The sequence below is a fragment of the Bacteroides sp. AM37-9 genome, assembly GCF_003603455.1.
Classification (GTDB): domain Bacteria; phylum Bacteroidota; class Bacteroidia; order Bacteroidales; family Bacteroidaceae; genus Bacteroides; species Bacteroides xylanisolvens.
Genome location: NZ_QTNF01000004.1, coordinates 127,500 through 145,149 on the forward strand (window position 1 = coordinate 127,500; position 17,650 = coordinate 145,149).

The following is a 17,650-nucleotide window of genomic DNA, read 5'->3' on the forward strand; positions in this document are numbered from 1 at the left end:
CTTTGTTTTAAGATTGATGATTACCAACCGAAATTCTGTGTATAATTTCCGTTACTGGCACTGATCTGTTCGAATGGGATTGGGAGGTATTCGTTCTTATTTTCCGTGAAACCTGCATTCTTGTAAATAGAACAACGGGCTGCTTCGGTCACATAATAAGCATTGATAACGTCTTTGGCTTCTCCCCATCTTACGAGGTCAAAGAAACGTGAGCTTTCCATACCGAACTCTATACGGCGTTCCCATTTCAGCATTTTCATGGCTTCGTCCTGTGTATATGCTTTCAGTTCATAAGGAGTTACTTTAAAGTTTACTCCGTACTCTTCTTTGTAATTGAAGATCAGCATTGTACTTCCGGCTGCACGGCTGCGTACATCGTTGATAAGTGAGATGGCATCGGCAATGCGTCCGTCGTTCAACTGTATCAGGGCTTCGGCACGCATCAGCAATACGTCTGCATAACGGATGACGATATGATTCAGGGAACTTGCCCAATAAGAACCTTTCTTCAGGCAGTCACAGTCCGGGTCTACATTCTCTTTGAGCGAAACATAATATCCGTAAAGTCCCTTGCTACGGCTCCAGTCATCATTCTTCTGAATCAGGTAGCCTTCGTTGTATTTATAAGGGAAGCCCGGCATACCTACCGTGTGGAATAAACGGGGGTCTACATTGTCCGTCGTAACCTCGTAGTTCTCATTATCGTAGGTATTGAACAACGGTTTTCCCTGCGAGTCGGTTTTGAAAGCGTTCACCAGATTTTGGCTCGGTTTGTGGAAGTCACAGCAGCCTAGTATCTGCGGAGTTGTCAGTCCCATTCCCCAGTTCAGGTTACCGTTGTATGTTCCGTCGTTGATAGAATATTGAATCGCCCATACAGACTCTGCGCCATTTTCATATTGAGGCAGGAAGTTCATGCTATAATCATTTTCCAATCCGTAACCGGCTTTGGCCATGATGAGAGGGTCGGTATATTTCACTACCTGCTTCAGGTCTTCTTCGTCGATACCGGTAAGGTTGTTGTTCACTCCATCCTGACGGTAGGCTTTAAACAGGTAAGTCTTTGCCAGGTAAGCGGCAGCGGCAGCTTGTGTGGGACGTCCTTTTTCTATCTGCACTTCCGGCAGATTGTCGTAGGCAAACTGGAAGTCGTCTGCTATCTTTTGCCATTGTTCGTTATTGGTATAGGTAGTATTCGAAAGCTCGTTGTAAGCATCCGGGTCCATGTTTTCATCGTCTACTATGACGATCCTCTTAAACAGTTCCTTCAGCATGAAGTGGGCGTGTCCGCGCAGGAATCTCATTTCAGCAATGCGCTGGTCCTTCAACGGATAAGTCTTTTCATCCATCAGGTCAAGTGACTGCAAGGCTGTATTGGCACGGGTGATGCATTGATACAGTCTTTTCCATATATCGTTGATGTTCCAGTCGGTAGTGTTGATACCTTTAGAAATTTCCAGTGCGTTGAACACACCGCCATCTTCCGTACCGGAACCGCCTTTATAACAATCGTCGGAACGTACGTCATAATTCCAAAGCGAGAAGGAAGAGTTGATGTCGTCACCTGTTGCCCAAATGGCGTAGGCTGAAATCACGAGGTTGTCCACGTATTCGGGAGAAGCGATCTGATCGCCGGTCACAATACCCTGCGGAACCTGACGATCCAGAAAATCGTTGCAACTGCTTGTCAGCAAGGTAAATCCGATGGTTGCTATGTATAGTATCTTTTTCATGATAGTTCGTTTTATAAATGAAGTGAATTAAAATCCGATGTTAAGTCCGAAGGTGATATTCACAGGGATCGGATAAGAGAAGTTCGGGTTTTCGGGGTCTTCTCCCGTAAAGTCTTTACTCTTGATCGTCAGCAGATTTTGTGCGCTGCAATAGAAACGTAAACGTTCCATTCTCAACTTCTTGGAGATTACTGCCGGAACTGTATAGCCTAATTGGATATTACGCAGTTTCAGGAAAGAACCGTTTTCAACAAAGTAAGTGGAAACACGCTGTTCATTGTTTGTATCGCTGCGGGTCAATGCCGGAATCGTAGAGTTCGGATTAGTAGGCGACCAGGCATTGAGCAGACGGGGTCCTTTGTTCAGGAAGCCGACGTTGGATGCACTCCAGAAGTCACTTTTCTTCTTCACGTCACTGATGATATCTACTCCCTGAACGCCTTGCCAGAACATAGTCAGGTCGAAGTTCTTATATTCCAGGTAGATATTCAATCCGTAGCTGAAAGCAGGAGTCGGATCGTAAATCCATTCCTGGTCTTTTTCATCAATCACACCGTTATGGTCGATGTCGCGGTAGCGGATACGGCCTACGGCTGCACCTTCCTGCGTAGCGTGATTGTCCACTTCTTCTTGTGATTTGAAGATACCGTCGGCAATGTAGCCCACTTGTGAGTTGTATGTATGACCGACTACACTTTTTACTCCATTACCACCAAACTTTCCATTGGCAGCCACTGTCTCCGGCAGTTCAAGAATTTCATTCCGGTAAGTGGAGATGTTTCCGTTCAAGTCGTAAGTCAGTCCGAAGGCAGTCTTGTTGCGGTAGCCCAAGTTGAATTCAAAACCCTGGTTTTTCATTGCGCCCGAATTAATCCAACGGTTGCCACCTTCTCCCAATACTCCCACACCTGCCATTTCAGTCAGGATATCGGTTGTTTTCTTGTAGTAGTATTCCAATGAGCCGTACAGGGATTGTTTGAACAGGCTGAAGTCGATACCGACGTTCGTCTGTGTAGTTGTCTCCCACTTGATATTGTCATTACCAATCTGGTTACGTTTGAATCCGGAAGGCAGAGTACCACCTCCGTTAGAACCTGTAATATCGTATGCCGTACCGTAGCTTTGACCTCCAAATGAATCTGTTGTTCCATAATTAGGAGCGTAGATAGTGTAACGGGCAAGGTTGGAGATTTCCTGATTACCGGTCTGTCCCCATGAAGCACGCAGTTTCAGATCGTCCAACCAAGTCAGTTCCTTCATAAAGCTCTCCTGTGTGATGCGCCATCCCAAAGAAACGGAAGGGAAAGTGGCATAACGATGGTTTTTACCGAAGCGGGAAGAACCGTCACGACGGAGCGTCAATGAAAGCAGATATTTGTCAGCATAAGAATAGTTCATTTTGCCGAAGAAAGAGACAAGCGAGTAACCTTCGCCGGCACCGTAAGCCTGTGCTGTGCCGCTACCTGCATCGGGCCACATATAGTCGGGAGTAAGGATAGAGAAATCTTCTTTGTAGCCGGAGAAATGGCTGTCGTCTTCCCGGTTCAGCTCCATACCTGCCATGACGTCTCCACGATGCTTGCCTATTTCCAACTGGTAAGTGGCAACGGCATTCCACATCCATTTGGTCCAGTGTTCCTGTTTGGCTTCCACTGCACTCTTGCCGTTATTGGTCTGTGTTCCTTCCTGATAAGGATAGGTGAAGTAACGGGCTTGCTTGTTTGCGTAGTCCAAGCCAAAAGTAGAACGAACATTGAATCCTTTGAAGAGGCTTAGATTCACATAAGCATCACCGAACATACGCCAGTAAGTGTATCGGTTGTCTTTGTTGTATTCGAGTACGGCGCGAGGATTACGACGGTCCGGCCATCCGCCTACCGGTCCTCCCCATGAACCATCCGAAGCATAAACGGGGATAGCGGAAGGAATGTCCAAAGCAGTTTCAATAATTCCGCCGGGAGCTTGTACTTCCGAAGTACGGTTTAAGGTGAAATGCTGGCCGATAGTCAAGATATCATCTATTAATTTATAATCGCTGTTCATACGGGCGGAGAAACGGTCGAAGTCCGTATCTTTAATTACACCCAGGTTTTTGTAATATCCCAGAGAAAAGAAGGAAGAACCTTTCTCCGAACCGTTGCTGACAGAGAGATTGTATTGCTGGATAACACCTGTACGGGTAATTTCATCAAACCAGTCGGTATCTGCCACAGGCATTGTATTCTTTGAGTCCAGGTATTTGGAAAGACTCATACTGTGTAGTACCGGATTTCCGTTGGCATCGTAACCCCAATTGTAGTTATATCCCAAAGCATTGCCGTTCGGGTTCTCACCATCGTTTACATAGGCTTGCCACATGGCACGTCCGTACTGTTCCGTATTCAACACGTCCATCTTACTTTGATACATGGAAGCTGAAACCGAAGCATCAAAATTGATTTTAATCTGGCCTTTCTTTCCTTGTTTGGTAGTAATGACGATAACGCCATTTGCAGCACGCGAACCGTAGATGGATGCTGAAGCAGCATCTTTCAGTACTTGAATGGATTCAATGTCGTTTCCGTTCAATTCGTGCATACCGGCTTTGGTAGGAACTCCATCGATAATATAAAGAGGATCGTTGTTGTTCAGCGTACCGATACCGCGAATACGTACGGTAGCCGATCCGCTCGGATTTCCATCCGCTGTAATGTTCATACCGGGCACGCGGCCTTGAAGTGCTTTCACCGGGTTGTTCTCCCCTTGCTTCTGGATTTCGTCTACTTTCACTACGGAAACAGCACCGGTCAGGTCAGCTTTACGTTGAGTGGTATAACCTGTTACAACCACTTCATCTACCATTTGAGTGTCTTCTTCCAATAATACATTAATGATAGCAGCCGATTTTACGGTCACCGGTTTATAACCAATATACGTAATCTTTAAAGTAGAGTTAGCCGGAACCGAAAGGGTGAAATTACCATCTAAATCAGTAATTGTTCCATTAGCAGTAGCTGTAGCTTCAACAACAGAGGCGCCGATGACCGGCTGTCCGTCCGTTTTAGAAGTAACGTTTCCTTTCACCGTAATGCTTTGCCCCCAAAGGACTGACATGAAAGTAAACAGGAAACAAACGCTGCAAAGAAGTTTTTTGTTCTTCATAATACGATGCATTAGTTTGATGTTATTAAATTAAAAGTACGAATTTTATCTATATCGATAATGCAAATTACGGTTGATTTATATCAAACGACTAAAAAAAATGTTTCAAAGGCTATAACATTTGTTGCATAGAACGCTATTTTATAGGGTTTTATACATGTTTTCTTTCATTATGGGAATTCTTGGATTCATATTCTTTTATAATCGCAGAAAACGCTACCTTTGTATAGTGATATGAGCCCAAAGAAAGAACGACTCTTCATTAAATAATAAACTCTAAAAATAAGATTCATGACTAAGCAACAAGCTTTAAAACTCTTTGAAGAAAGAGGAGTACGTACAGTATGGGATGATGAACAAGAGAAGTGGTATTTTTCGATAGTAGATGTGGTGGCTGTTCTGACAGACAGCAGTAACCCTCAAACTTATTGGCGTGTATTAAAAAAGAGACTGCTAGCGGAAGGAAACGAAACCGTTACAAATTGTAACGGTTTGAAAATGCAGGCAGCGGATGGTAAAATGCGCCTTACCGATGTTGCCGATACCGAACAACTTCTCCGCCTTATCCAATCTATTCCTTCTCTTAAGGCAGAACCTTTCAAACTATGGATGGCTAAGGTTGCCAGCGAACGGCTCAACCAAATACAAGACCCCGAATTATCAATTGATCAGGCCTTAATGGATTATAAACGTATGGGATACTCTGATAGCTGGATTAACCAACGTCTGAAATCAATAGAAATCCGTAAAGACTTGACTGATGAGTGGAAGAAACATGGATTGCAAGAAGGCGTTCAATTCGCTACACTCACAGATATTATTTATCAGACTTGGTCAGATATGACATCTAAAGAGTACAAACAATTTAAAGGATTGAAAAAAGAAAACCTACGGGATAATATGACCAATAAAGAATTGGTATTAAATATGCTTGCCGAACTTTCTACTAAAGAAATATCTGAAACCAGCGATCCCGAAACATTCAATGACCACATAGATATTGCTCAACAAGGAGGAGAAGTAGCCCGCAATGCCCGACTGGAGCTGGAGGCAAAAACAGGCAAAAGAGTAATCTCTCCTCTTAATGCCAAAAGTGGTATCCTACTGAAAGGCAAACCTGAAGACATCTCGAAAGAAGGATCGGAAGATGAACTTAAAGATTAACTTTAAAATAATCCAATAAATAAACGATATGAAAACAATCTCCAACAAACAACTCACGATTCAAGTATCTCCTCACGGAGCTGAACTCTGCAGCATCGTCGCCAATGGAAAAGAATATCTGTGGCAAGCCAATCCTGCTTTTTGGAAACGTCACTCTCCTGTCCTATTCCCGATTGTAGGGAGCGTATGGGAAAATGAGTATCGGAATGAAGGGATTCCTTATACGCTTACTCAACATGGTTTTGCCCGTGACATGGAATTTACTCTTATTTCTGAAAAAGAGGATGAAGTACGTTACCGCCTTGTCAGCAATGAAGAAACTTTGCATAAATACCCTTTTTCATTCTGTCTGGAAATAGGCTATCGCATCCAGGGAAAGAAAATTGAGGTTATGTGGGAAGTAAAGAATAGCGGTGAAAAGGATATGTATTTTCAGATTGGGGCACATCCAGCTTTCTATTGGCCGGAGTTCGATGCAAGCAATTCTGAAAGAGGGTTCTTCGGATTTGACAAGGAAAACGGTTTGAAATATATTCTCATTTCAGAAAAGGGATGCGCTGATCCTTCCACAGAATATTCTTTAGAGTTGACAGACGGATTATTACCACTGGACACGCATACTTTTGATAAAGATGCTTTGATACTGGAAAATGAACAGGTCCGTAAAGTTACCTTATATAATAAAGAGAAACAGGCTTATCTTAGTTTACATTTTAACGCTCCGGTAGTCGGTCTTTGGTCTCCACCTGCAAAGAATGCTCCTTTCGTCTGCATCGAACCTTGGTACGGACGTTGCGACCGCGCACATTATACTGGTGAATATAAAGATAAGGACTGGATGCAGCACTTACAACCGGAAGAGATATTCCAAGGAGGATATACAATTGAAATTGATGAATAATTGATGAATAAAAAGTAGCTGCCGGATTTCACATCTGACAGCTACTAAATACCTAATTCTAATCTACAAAACCTAACTTATAAATCTAACCTATGAATCCTTAAAAAGCAATCAATACTTGTTGCTTTTACTGAATCTATGCAAACATCTATTGTGTAACTTCTATTTCTATTATAAACCCAACCGATACGCATTGAATGAATCTACTTGAAATGAACCTCCTTTGCTATAAAAACACATACGGTTGTATGGTTCCGATGGAAAGATAAGATTAGTCATTGCTACCTTTCCTCCATTCAGGAATATTTCTACAGAACATTTATCAACAAAGACATCCAACGTATATTTATTCTCTTTCTTTATCGGTGCCCAGGTAGCTAATGCGAAATCATCTATATAATTGATGGAAGTCGTCTTTCTGCGGTCGTGAACCTCTATTTCATGAGGTACACTCTTCTTTCCGAAATCCACGATACCACTTTTCGTCCGGTCCATAACCAATCTCTTTTCCGGAAGATTGAAGTAGATATCCACCTTTTCCCCTTTATCATTAAAGAGGCTGAATCCCATTATCTCCGCTTCTCCGGCGGTAATTTCCAATGCCAGTTCATAAGCACCATCATTATCAGCCAATAAAGAATCAATATGATAATCATTGGCAACCGTAAATGCCGGAATCTCTTTCTTTTCTTTTCGCAGAGTCTTTATCTCCAGTACCGGAGCTGCTGAAAGATAAATTTCACCGTCTTGTGTATAAAGGCTTAACTCACGCGGCAAAGCGTTAGCACTACGAAATTGCTTTGTCGGGACAATATTACAATATTGCCAGTTACTCATCCAAGGAACAGCAATCGTCCGTTCTCCAGTGTTTGAGAAACAAACGGTAGCATAGTGATCTTTGCCCCAATCCAACCATTTCGTGACATTCGACTGACTATCACAACTGAATTTCTTTCCATCAAAGTCTCCTGTAAAGTATTGAGTGGCACTTCCTCCAAAATAACATCCTGGATTGACGTTCACTATCAATGCCCATTTCTTACGGTTCAGAGCTCCATCTACCGGAAGTTCCACCATGTCCGGACATTCAAATTGACAAGGTTGCACTCCGTATCCTTCTCCGAAGCTGCTCATATAGTTCCAGTCCTTCAGATTCTTAGAGTCATAGAAACGCATTTCTTTATCGGCGGAGACAATCATCACCCATTTATCTTCCGGTTCATACCGGAACACTTTCGGGTCACGGAAATCTCTCAAACCATCCGCAGGGCACAAGATGGGGTTCTTCTCGTATTTAGTAAATGTCCGTCCATTATCCTTGCTAAAAGCAAGACATTGGATCTGCCCGTTTTTGTCACTGGCAGAAGTATAAAAAACCAGGATGCTCCCTACTCCATACCCCGCTACATTCTCCTGATCGACAATAGAGCTGCCGGAAAAGATATGTCCCAATGTATCACGGGCAATAGCTGGGGCCAAATGTTCCCAATGTACAAGGTCCTTACTGACAGAATGTCCCCAATGCATATTTCCCCATTTAGAACCGTAAGGGTTATATTGAAAATACAAATGATATTCTCCATCTTTATACACCAATCCGTTGGCATCATTCATCCAGCCATAGAGAGGAGTATGATGGTAAACAGGGCGGAACTTTTCCGTATTGGCTGTATCAAAAGTATCAGATAGCTTGATTTCTTTCCAGCAAAGTGCATCCTTTGATTTATTACGAACACGGACGGTGGCAGCCTTCGCTCCGGCAGGCAAAGCAAAGGGAACAAAATAATCCACTTGAGTCTGTGCCAGACGAATATCCATATCGGTATCCGCAGCCTCTCCGGTATCAAGCAGAACCTGACTTTCCGCAGCTTCCTCTTCTATAGGAAGCAATATATAATTAGTCGGATTGGTGATATGGATGACAGTCAGGCTATCGCTTTTCTGTTCCAAGGTCAACTTGCTTTTTGTTGTGTGGCAATAAGTCAGTCCGTAAGAGACTGCTAACGCAAGTATTGCACCTTTACATAGTTTCATCCAAGGGTTTGTTTTCATGGCAACAAAGTATTCCTAGTTTATACAAGCTTTTAATCTAAAATAGACGAAGGCAAAGATAGGGGGTATCTTCGCCTTCGTCTATAAACTTTGTTTCAAAGGGTATCAAATTTGATACAAATCCTAAGAATTTTCTTTTTATCATCCAAAAATAAAGACCTGCAACCTCTTTGTTTTCCTGAATTTATTTTTCTACTTTTGAAGCAAATCTTTATTCTTCTACTTATGCCAGCAAATAGAAATGCCTTAATTCGTTATAAAACAATTGATAACTGTCTGCGTAATCCTTATCGACGCTGGACGTTGGAAGATTTGGTAGATGCTTGCTCGGATGCTCTTTATGAATACGAAGGCATCGATAAAGGCATAAGCAAACGTACGGTACAGATGGATATACAGATGATGCGCAGCGAGAAGCTGGGTTATAACGCTCCGATTGTAGTGTACGAAAATAAATACTATAAATACGAAGATCCGGAATACAGCATTACACAAACTCCGCTGAACGAACAAGACCTGAAAACGATGTCGGAAGCCGTGGAAGTGTTACGGCAATTTAAGGGTTTCTCCTATTTCACGGAAATGAGCGATATAATCAACCGCCTGGAAGACCATGTCGCTTCTGCCCGGATGAAAACCACTCCTGTCATTGACTTTGAAAAGAATGAATCATTGAAAGGACTGGATTATCTGGATACGATCTATCACGCGATTGTAAACGAGCATCCGATACAGCTCAAATATCGTTCGTTCAAGGCACGTTCGGCCAACAGCTTTATTTTTTATCCTTATCTATTAAAAGAGTATCGTAACCGGTGGTTCGTTTATGGTGTCAGAGGAAACGGACGGATCTTGCAAAATTTAGCTTTGGACAGAATACAATCATTGGAAGTTCTGCCACAACAACATTACATAAAAAATACGTTCTTCGATCCGAACACGTTCTTCGATGATCTGGTAGGAGTCACTAAAAACTCCGGAAGTGTAGCGGAGAAAGTCGGTTTCAAGGTAGCGGCTGCCGAAGCACCTTACATCATAACCAAGCCTATACACCGCAGCCAGCAAGTGGTGGAAAGATTGGCTGACGGAAGTGTCATACTGGAAATTGAAGTCGTCATCAACCATGAGTTAGAACGAGTATTCTTCGGATATGCCGAGGGAATACAAGTTCTTTATCCGAAGACTCTGGTAGAATTGATGGGTAGGAAACTAAAAAAGGCTGCCGAACAATATACCCATTCAAAATGAAAAGGGAACACGTCCAATTATCCTATCTGACATTCAAGAAAAACAAAAAAGCATGTGAGATCCTGTCTATTGTTCAACTATGGAGAACTTGTTTATTCTTCAAGTAAGGCTCTCGCACATTCGTACCCTTCCTGATAAAACTCTGTCAACTTTTGCACATCTTTCTCGATGCGGTCTACGGCTACAGGTTTTAACGGGCGAATAACGATAATCTGTCCTTCATCCTCCATGCGCTCTACCATTTCCAACTGCTCATTATAAACAGCACACCGCCGACTTAACGCTTCGCGCAACTTCGGATATTTCCGATATACAAACGAAGGGATACGAATGTCTTTCGAATCTTTCCGATACCCCCGGTTACGGGTGAGTACCACAACATTTCTCGTGCAGCCATCCGTAATGGCTCTTTGCAAAGGAATGGAATCTACAATTCCTCCGTCGAGCATGGGAACCCCGTCAACATAAGTAATAGGACATACAAAAGGGAGACTGCTGGATGCGCGGACAATATCAATCACCCTGCGACTGTCTTTTTTCTCTTCGAAATAGTTGGCTTCTCCCGTGATGCAATTCGTAGTCACCATCACAAAACGTTCCGGTGAAGCAAAGTATGTTTCATAATCGTAAGGAAGAATATGTTCGGGGAACTCATTGAATAATAGATCAAAGTCCAATATATTACGCTTTTTGAACAAATGTTTCAGACCGATATAATTATACTTCTCCAACAAGTCAATGTTGCTGTACTTGGCACGTCCCCGCTGCCGTGATGCATACGACAACCCGTTGCACGCACCCGCAGACACTCCTATCGCATAGGGAAACCGGATATCGTGATCCATAAAATAATCAAGCACACCGCAGGTGAATACTCCACGCATTCCCCCGCCTTCCAACACTAATCCCGTAGATTCATCAATTTTCAAGTCCTTCATTTTTATCTCCCGTATTCTTATTCCGGCGGATTACCAGCAAAGATGACAATTCACGCATCACAGCCTCATCCTCGGATAATTTCGTATAAGAAAGATGGCTCATTATCAATAATCCGTCTTTCTCTTCAGTCACTAAATCTTCTACTCCCGCAAACCACACTATCATCGTTTGTTCCGGATAACGCACCTGCAAATCGTCAATGCGTCCACGGAACTCTTCATCGTCCGTATCAAAAAGGAAAAGACGTACCGAGTGTCCGTTCTGCAACATCTTATCCAAATAGGAAAAAAGAAACAGATCAATCATTCCGCCGAGTACGAAACTGGTCGTCGAGCCTTCCCGATACTGACGATTGACAAATACGGCCACGGGACATTTCACCTGCTCCATAATCTCATCAATCTTATCCCGGAAGAGCGTTAACCATAAAATAGCTCCCGGAGTTCCCGGCATATCCGAACGATAATGACTCCTAGCTCCCAAAAGCAGCATATCAGGATGTTCTTTACGGACAAAGTGGATGATTTCCTGTACAAGTTTGTCTGTCACCCGATAATGGTTATCTACCTGGATATTCAATTTCGCTGCCTGTTGATTGAGCAAAGCAAAACTCTCGCTGGCATAATGTTCGGCATTCAACGGATTCAGATCCGTGCCCACCGTATAGTGTGCTGCAATCAAATGATTTTTCTTCAACTGCTTCCCAAATAACAAATCATAAATGGAAAGCAACACACGCCCGGATTCCGGACGCCCGAAACAAAATATCAATTTGTGCTTCAAAGATAATTTTTCTTCCCGACGTACGAAAATATGTTCCACCAAATGAAGCAAAGGAGTAGTCATAAAGGTCGTAACTAGCGCCATAATGACCAAAATTACGAATATAGAGGGAGGAAGAACTCCCATTTCATAACCGATATTCAAAGCGACAAGCTCCATCAATCCCCGTGTATTCATCAATGTCCCTATCGTCAGACTATCCTTCCACGACTCACCCACCAAACGGGCGGCAATGGCACATCCACCCAGTTTGCCGACAACAGCAACCGTCACCAACAGTAAACATACCATCCACAACTCCGGACTGTTTATCAAACCGATTTCCGTGCGCAATCCGGTGAAGGCAAAGAACAGAGGTAAAAAGAATACTAATGAAATATCCTCCACCTTTTCCATCATCACCTTCCGGAAACCCAGATTGGACGGCATCACTACCCCTGCCATAAAGGCTCCGAACAGTGCATGAATACCAATAATCTCGGTCAGGCAAGAAGAAATAATAAGAATGAGCAGAATAAATGCCACGAATGTTTTATTGATTGCTTCCCGGTTGGCATATACTTCTCCCACTTTCTTCAGAAATGGGCGAACGACCAAAAACATGACCGCAATATAGACAACTGCCAGCCCCACTGAATAAAGTGCGCTGGCAAAACTTCCTGCTTTGGAGATAGCAATCACCACTGCCAACAGACACCAGGCTGTCACATCATCATTGGCAGCGGAAGCAATGGTCAGCGTCCCTAAAGGAGTCTTCGTCATATTCCGCTCCTGAATGATGCGCGCCAATACCGGAAAAGCGGTGATACTCATAGAAATACCTATAAACAAAGCAAATGGAAGAAACGGAGTTTGGGCAGCTGCATATTCTTCGTACACCCAGTAAGAAGACAAGATACCCAGGAAGAAGGGTACTAAAATTCCGGCATGGCTAATCACCAGCGTTTCATTGATTTTATTTTTCAGTACACTGAAATCCAGCTCCATACCGATGACAAACATAAAAAGGATCAGTCCCACCTGACTCAACAGTTCAAGATTGGTAAGCGAGTGTGCCGGAAAAAGGAAATGAAAAGCATCCGGAAAGAAAAAGCCGAGTACGGAAGAGCCTAACACAATACCGGCAACAATCTCTCCAATCACTCCCGGTTGCCCGATCAGACTGAACAAATAGCCAAAAAGACGCACCATCAGCAGTACGGCTATAATCTGAATCAACAAGGTAGTGAGCGGATGATGAAGATTATCCTGTATAAACTGGAGAAACATAGTGAATGGATTCCCCTGTACCATGTTCTGCGCATTTACCGCATAGTGCGAAAACCGGTCACCCTCTTCAATAGCAACATAAATCAACCCTCCAAACAGGAGTAACATCAGTACATAAATGACATAATTCTTCCGGGCCCTGTTCCGCATAAACTTTATTTTTACGATTTGTGCATATTTATGGTAAAAACAAACGAAAAAGGCAGATAGTTTGGCGAAAATAACAAATTCTCAAATAAAATCTTGTTTTTTTGCTTCAATCTATGTAACTTTAGGCTAGCTTAATTGTTTAAGGAGGAAAAAATCAAAAAAGTCCTGCCCGCAGGCAAGCACCATGAGAATACAGTTTGAGATTAAAGAAAATTTGCCGGAAATTATCGAAGAAATCTTACACTCTGATAAGTGGCAAACTTCCGTGAAGGAAGAACTGAGCGGTCGGACGACCGTTGTGATCCGTGACCAAGCGTATGGTTCAGAAGCTACCATTGAAATTTATGCTACATCTATTGAAATCAAAACCGCATGGTCAAAGTACTCCTATCGTATATTTGTAACCAACGATATTGTATGGTGCGAATATAACGGTGCCTATCGTGGTCTGTTGGAACAAGTGCTCCTACCTACTATTACTCCTAAAGAAAACCTGCTCAATTCTGACGTGACTGAAAGTTCGCTCTACGGAAATGAGCATAAGAAATTGAGAGAGTATGCAGAAGATAACCTGAAACTGAAACAATTCCGCAGGGAAAACTTCAATGAACAGAAGAATGGAACCGCTCCATTCGATCATCCCAAGCGTGTGTATGATGAGTTTATCAAAGAAGATTATGTAGTAGCACCCAAAGAAGAAGAGAACAAATAATCTGTACTTAATGCTTTACCTTGTGCCATCGTATTGGCACTCCAGTGCCACCATATTGACACAGTCGTGCCAGTAAGGTGGCATGATTGTGCCAATAAAAAAGGTTGAACAATTATCAAACGCTCTCTCTCATAAATTTTATAGCCGCACCCACTACCTCCAACCCGGGTCACTTCCAAACGGTATCTATTTACCGGATGCACATACACATACATGATTCCCACTAAAAGCAGTAAGACAAAGCAACTAACACCTATTACTTTTTTATTTCTCTTCATATTCGTATGGTTTCAACTCCCAGGTATCATCGTAATAATAAGTGGAAGATCCTCCTGTAGCTATAATTCCCCGTTTTCCGGTAGAAAAACATACAGCTTTCGAGCGTGTGCTTCCTTCGAAATCGGTCAAATCCTCCCCATCCCACAGGTCTGTCAAAGGGTCGTAAATCCAGTAGTTAGAGCGGTAACTGCTTCCTGCAGTCTGTCCTAATCTCAATTTTCCTTTATCTTCCTCTGTGTCCTCTGCGTCCTCTGTGGTGAAATAATCTGTGTAAATCTGTGTAATCTGTGGTGAAACTTTCCTATATTTGTAGCCAAAACAATTTAATATTAATTTCATAGGAATGAAAAAGACAATCCTTATTGCTGCTTTAGGCTTGTTCAGCCTAAACATCATGGCACAAGATGCAAAACCTGAAGAAGGTTTTGTTTTCACGACAGTGAAAGAAAACCCGATTACTTCTATCAAGAATCAAAATCGTTCGAGCACTTGCTGGAGTTTCTCAACTCTCGGATTCATTGAATCAGAATTGCTTCGCTTAGGTAAAGGCGAGTATGACCTGTCTGAAATGTTTGTCGTACACAAAACGATGCAGGATCGCGGAGTAAACTATGTACGCTATCATGGTGACAGTTCTTTCTCCCCGGGCGGAAGTTTTTATGATGTAATGTACTGCATCAAGAATTATGGTATTGTTCCTCAAGAGGTGATGCCGGGTATCATGTACGGTGACACGTTGCCGGTGCATAACGAACTGGATGCTGTTGCTTCCGGTTACATCAATGCTATTGCGAAAGGTAAGTTGAGCAAACTGACTCCGGTATGGAAAAACGGACTAAGCGCTATTTATGATACTTATCTGGGAGCATGCCCGGAGAAGTTCACATACAAAGGCAAAGAATATACTCCGAAGACTTTTTCTGAATCACTGGGATTGAACTGTGACGACTATGTATCACTGACTTCTTATACACATCATCCATTCTATTCTCAATTCGCAATCGAGATTCAGGATAATTGGCGCAATGGTTTATCCTACAACCTGCCTATCGAAGAGCTGATGGCTGTAATGGACAATGCTATAAAGAAAGGTTATACTTTTGCATGGGGTAGCGACGTCAGCGAACAGGGATTCACACGTGACGGTATCGCCGTTATGCCGGATGTAAACAAAGAATCTGAACTTTCCGGTTCGGATATGGCTCGCTGGACCGGCCTGACTGCTGCTAACAAACGTCAAATGATGACAACCAAACCATACCCGGAAATCGACGTCACTCAAGAAATGCGCCAAGTTGCTTTCGACAATTGGGAAACTACGGACGACCACGGAATGGTAATCTACGGTATCGCTAAAGACCAAAACGGAAAAGAATACTTCATGGTGAAGAATTCTTGGGGTAAATCAGGCAAATACAATGGTATCTGGTATGCTTCCAAAGCATTCGTTGCTTACAAGACTATGAATATTCTTGTACACAAAGACGCACTGCCTAAAGAGATTGCTAAAAAACTGGGAATCAAATAAACGAGTACCCGTCCTTTATAAATAAAAAGCCTCATTAGCTACAAATAGCTTCTGAGGCTTTTTTAAGCAGTTATTTTCCGGGATTACTCCATGTTATCGAAACAAAAGTAAGACTGCTGTTTTCTTCCTCCAAATAGAATCGACCAAAGAACGGATTTCAACGGTAAACAGTTTTGTTCTATTTTTAAGATTCTACCGTTTGACAGTGGCTATGAATCAAATCAAGCAGAGAATAAAATGCATAAATTAATGCAAGATTATACACATACAGCCCCTTATTATGCATAAATACAAGGAAAAACAGACGGTCTTTATGGTATAAATGCACCCTTGCTTTTAATGAAACGCAGGCTTGGTCGGTGAGAAACGCATCCTTGCTCACCGACCAAGCCAGCGTTCATCGGTGAGAAAGGATTTTTGGGCTGAAAGAAGAGCCATTTCTAAGTTAATTCACTTCAGAATCCATTGATTCTTTATATAGCAAATAGCTATATAATAGGAAAAGAATCAATCATTTACTCCGACTCTGAAAGCAAATAAGTACCAAAAGGATCTTCCATCAGCAAAGCGCTGTCTTTTCGCATTTCCCCGATACATATTTAAGCGATTTTTTATCAACCTCTTGCATACCGGCTCTGATTGACAGCAGGGAGAATGTATAAAACATCCCATTTTTATGTATAGTCCAATTTTAAGCAGACGCAGATTTATTTCTCGCGATATTCCAGCGGAGTCATCTTCACCTTTTTACGAAAGTATTTATTGAAAAAAGAATGATTGTTAAAGCCTAACGAGAAGGCTATTTCTTTCACCGGCAACCGGGTGGTTTTCAATTGGGCCTTCGCATTCATTATAATTATCTCTGTAATGATTGCCAACGGACTGTATCCGGTTGCCCTGCGAATGGCACTTGAGAAATGTGCCGCAGTAACTCCACACTTCTTCGCATAAAACGCCACTTCATGTTCATTGGTATAATGAGCCATCAGCAACTGTATGAACTGCCTGTACAACTCCTGCTCTCTTCGCAAAGGTTCATCGAACTTTTTGCCATAGCGTTTATACAGTTCTTTCGTCCCCTGCAAAAAAATAGCCAGTACGGAACGGATGATCTCTTTATTTTCTAATGAATGTGGGAGTGTATAAGCACGAATCAATAAAAGATATACATTCCGGTATAAGCCGGCAACATCGTCTTGCAGAGAAATGACCGGACTGTTCAATATCATAGGCATAGAGTCCAGCAGGATTTCCACATAATTGCCCGAAAGCATAAAATCGGACGAGAAACCGGCAAAAGAAATACGGGTATCAGACGAAACTTCGTGTATCTGAATGAATGAATTAGGAAGAACAACGATGAAATCATTCTTACGAATGACAATCTCCAGCAAATTAATGGTAGCTCTGACCATCCCTTCCGTACAAAGCACAAAGACACCGGCTTTTATTTTACAGGGGAAATTACCATAGTAGTTTAAGATATCTCCGGTGATACTGTCATCTGCTATAAAGTCAACCGGAAGGTCAAATTTAGGAAAGGATTCGTTCGTTGTCATCGTCAGTTCTTTTTTAGTTTACCAAAAATATCCATTCCATCCGGATTCCGGACAACAAGTTCAAAAATGGTATATTATATCTTACAAATAGAACATTGTTTTCTTCTTTATTAGGATTGTATTTAAGAAAATAGCAAATATAGAATATTGAATCCCAAGAATGGAGCTTGACGGCAGTCACCTATTAGCCGT

At 42.4% G+C, this 17,650-nt stretch carries 12 protein-coding genes and 1 pseudogene; 5 read left to right on the forward strand and 8 right to left on the reverse strand.

The annotated features are described in order from the left end of the window. Window positions 1–20: 20 nt before the first annotated feature. Window positions 21–1,733, reverse strand: coding sequence for a RagB/SusD family nutrient uptake outer membrane protein (locus DW862_RS04410; RefSeq protein WP_120067345.1), 1,713 nt, complete (start codon window positions 1,731–1,733; stop codon window positions 21–23). Window positions 1,734–1,760: 27 nt separating this feature from the next. After that, on the reverse strand, window positions 1,761–4,874 hold the full coding sequence (locus DW862_RS04415; protein ID WP_165861876.1) for a TonB-dependent receptor: 3,114 nt from the start codon (window positions 4,872–4,874) through the stop codon (window positions 1,761–1,763). Window positions 4,875–5,165: 291 nt separating this feature from the next. Here DW862_RS04415 and DW862_RS04420 point away from each other — a divergent pair, with 291 nt between their 5' ends. After that, a complete protein-coding gene (locus DW862_RS04420) occupies window positions 5,166–6,038 on the forward strand; it encodes a Bro-N domain-containing protein (RefSeq protein WP_120067347.1) in 873 nt (290 codons plus the stop codon). A 28-nt stretch (window positions 6,039–6,066) separates the two neighbouring features. Continuing rightward, the gene (locus tag DW862_RS04425; protein WP_120067348.1) at window positions 6,067–6,939 is read left to right on the forward strand and encodes an aldose 1-epimerase family protein; all 873 of its coding nucleotides are present in this window, start codon (window positions 6,067–6,069) and stop codon (window positions 6,937–6,939) included. Between the two features lie 171 nt (window positions 6,940–7,110). On the opposite strand, the gene DW862_RS04430 is transcribed toward DW862_RS04425, so the two are convergent. Further along, window positions 7,111–8,991: a DUF4980 domain-containing protein gene (locus tag DW862_RS04430; RefSeq protein WP_120067349.1), complete on the reverse strand. Its 1,881-nt coding sequence runs from the start codon at window positions 8,989–8,991 to the stop codon at window positions 7,111–7,113. A gap of 225 nt (window positions 8,992–9,216) precedes the next feature. Between DW862_RS04430 and DW862_RS04435 the strand changes: the two genes are divergently transcribed. Beyond that, window positions 9,217–10,239 (forward strand): YafY family protein, encoded by a 1,023-nt coding sequence (locus DW862_RS04435; RefSeq protein WP_117683568.1) that lies wholly within the window; start codon window positions 9,217–9,219, stop codon window positions 10,237–10,239. Between the two features lie 92 nt (window positions 10,240–10,331). On the opposite strand, the gene DW862_RS04440 is transcribed toward DW862_RS04435, so the two are convergent. Both DW862_RS04440 and DW862_RS04445 read right to left on the reverse strand, forming a co-directional pair. Further along, on the reverse strand, window positions 10,332–11,177 hold the full coding sequence (locus DW862_RS04440; protein WP_120067350.1) for a patatin family protein: 846 nt from the start codon (window positions 11,175–11,177) through the stop codon (window positions 10,332–10,334). Further along, complete coding sequence (locus tag DW862_RS04445) at window positions 11,158–13,380, reverse strand: cation:proton antiporter (RefSeq protein ID WP_120067351.1); 2,223 nt, start codon at window positions 13,378–13,380, stop codon at window positions 11,158–11,160. Before DW862_RS04445 ends, DW862_RS04440 begins: the two co-directional genes overlap by 20 nt. 184 nt (window positions 13,381–13,564) lie before the next feature. On the opposite strand from DW862_RS04445, the gene DW862_RS04450 reads away from it, so the two are divergent. Beyond that, on the forward strand, window positions 13,565–14,092 hold the full coding sequence (locus DW862_RS04450; protein WP_004314253.1) for a hypothetical protein: 528 nt from the start codon (window positions 13,565–13,567) through the stop codon (window positions 14,090–14,092). Here the strand turns inward: DW862_RS04450 and DW862_RS04455 are convergent. Both DW862_RS04455 and DW862_RS04460 read right to left on the reverse strand, forming a co-directional pair. After that, window positions 14,056–14,370: a hypothetical protein gene (locus DW862_RS04455; RefSeq protein WP_120067352.1), complete on the reverse strand. Its 315-nt coding sequence runs from the start codon at window positions 14,368–14,370 to the stop codon at window positions 14,056–14,058. The two genes, DW862_RS04450 and DW862_RS04455, sit on opposite strands and share 37 nt — an antisense overlap. Next, window positions 14,357–14,590 (reverse strand): annotated as a pseudogene (locus tag DW862_RS04460) (hypothetical protein); the annotation flags it as partial. The pseudogene DW862_RS04460 and the gene DW862_RS04455, both read right to left, overlap by 14 nt. Before the next feature lie 124 nt (window positions 14,591–14,714). Between DW862_RS04460 and DW862_RS04465 the strand changes: the two are divergent. Continuing rightward, window positions 14,715–15,899 carry an aminopeptidase C gene (locus tag DW862_RS04465; RefSeq protein WP_049703468.1) on the forward strand — a complete coding sequence of 395 codons (1,185 nt, stop codon included), beginning with the start codon at window positions 14,715–14,717 and terminating at the stop codon, window positions 15,897–15,899. A 707-nt stretch (window positions 15,900–16,606) separates the two neighbouring features. Here the strand turns inward: DW862_RS04465 and DW862_RS04475 are convergent. Beyond that, window positions 16,607–17,458, reverse strand: a complete 852-nt coding sequence (locus DW862_RS04475) for an AraC family transcriptional regulator (protein ID WP_117683565.1) — start codon at window positions 17,456–17,458, stop codon at window positions 16,607–16,609. Window positions 17,459–17,650 lie beyond the last annotated feature (192 nt).

Excerpts from the sequence above, each read along its gene's own strand:
- DW862_RS04410 (WP_120067345.1), bottom strand. The coding sequence starts at position 1,733 with ATGAAAAAGATACTATACATAGCAACCATCGGATTTACCTTGCTGACA.
- DW862_RS04415 (WP_165861876.1), bottom strand. The coding sequence starts at position 4,874 with ATGAAGAACAAAAAACTTCTTTGCAGCGTTTGTTTCCTGTTTACTTTC.
- DW862_RS04420 (WP_120067347.1), top strand. The coding sequence starts at position 5,166 with ATGACTAAGCAACAAGCTTTAAAACTCTTTGAAGAAAGAGGAGTACGT.
- DW862_RS04425 (WP_120067348.1), top strand. The coding sequence starts at position 6,067 with ATGAAAACAATCTCCAACAAACAACTCACGATTCAAGTATCTCCTCAC.
- DW862_RS04430 (WP_120067349.1), bottom strand. The coding sequence starts at position 8,991 with ATGAAAACAAACCCTTGGATGAAACTATGTAAAGGTGCAATACTTGCG.
- DW862_RS04435 (WP_117683568.1), top strand. The coding sequence starts at position 9,217 with ATGCCAGCAAATAGAAATGCCTTAATTCGTTATAAAACAATTGATAAC.
- DW862_RS04440 (WP_120067350.1), bottom strand. The coding sequence starts at position 11,177 with ATGAAGGACTTGAAAATTGATGAATCTACGGGATTAGTGTTGGAAGGC.
- DW862_RS04445 (WP_120067351.1), bottom strand. The coding sequence starts at position 13,380 with ATGCGGAACAGGGCCCGGAAGAATTATGTCATTTATGTACTGATGTTA.
- DW862_RS04450 (WP_004314253.1), top strand. The coding sequence starts at position 13,565 with ATGAGAATACAGTTTGAGATTAAAGAAAATTTGCCGGAAATTATCGAA.
- DW862_RS04455 (WP_120067352.1), bottom strand. The coding sequence starts at position 14,370 with ATGAAGAGAAATAAAAAAGTAATAGGTGTTAGTTGCTTTGTCTTACTG.
- DW862_RS04465 (WP_049703468.1), top strand. The coding sequence starts at position 14,715 with ATGAAAAAGACAATCCTTATTGCTGCTTTAGGCTTGTTCAGCCTAAAC.
- DW862_RS04475 (WP_117683565.1), bottom strand. The coding sequence starts at position 17,458 with ATGACAACGAACGAATCCTTTCCTAAATTTGACCTTCCGGTTGACTTT.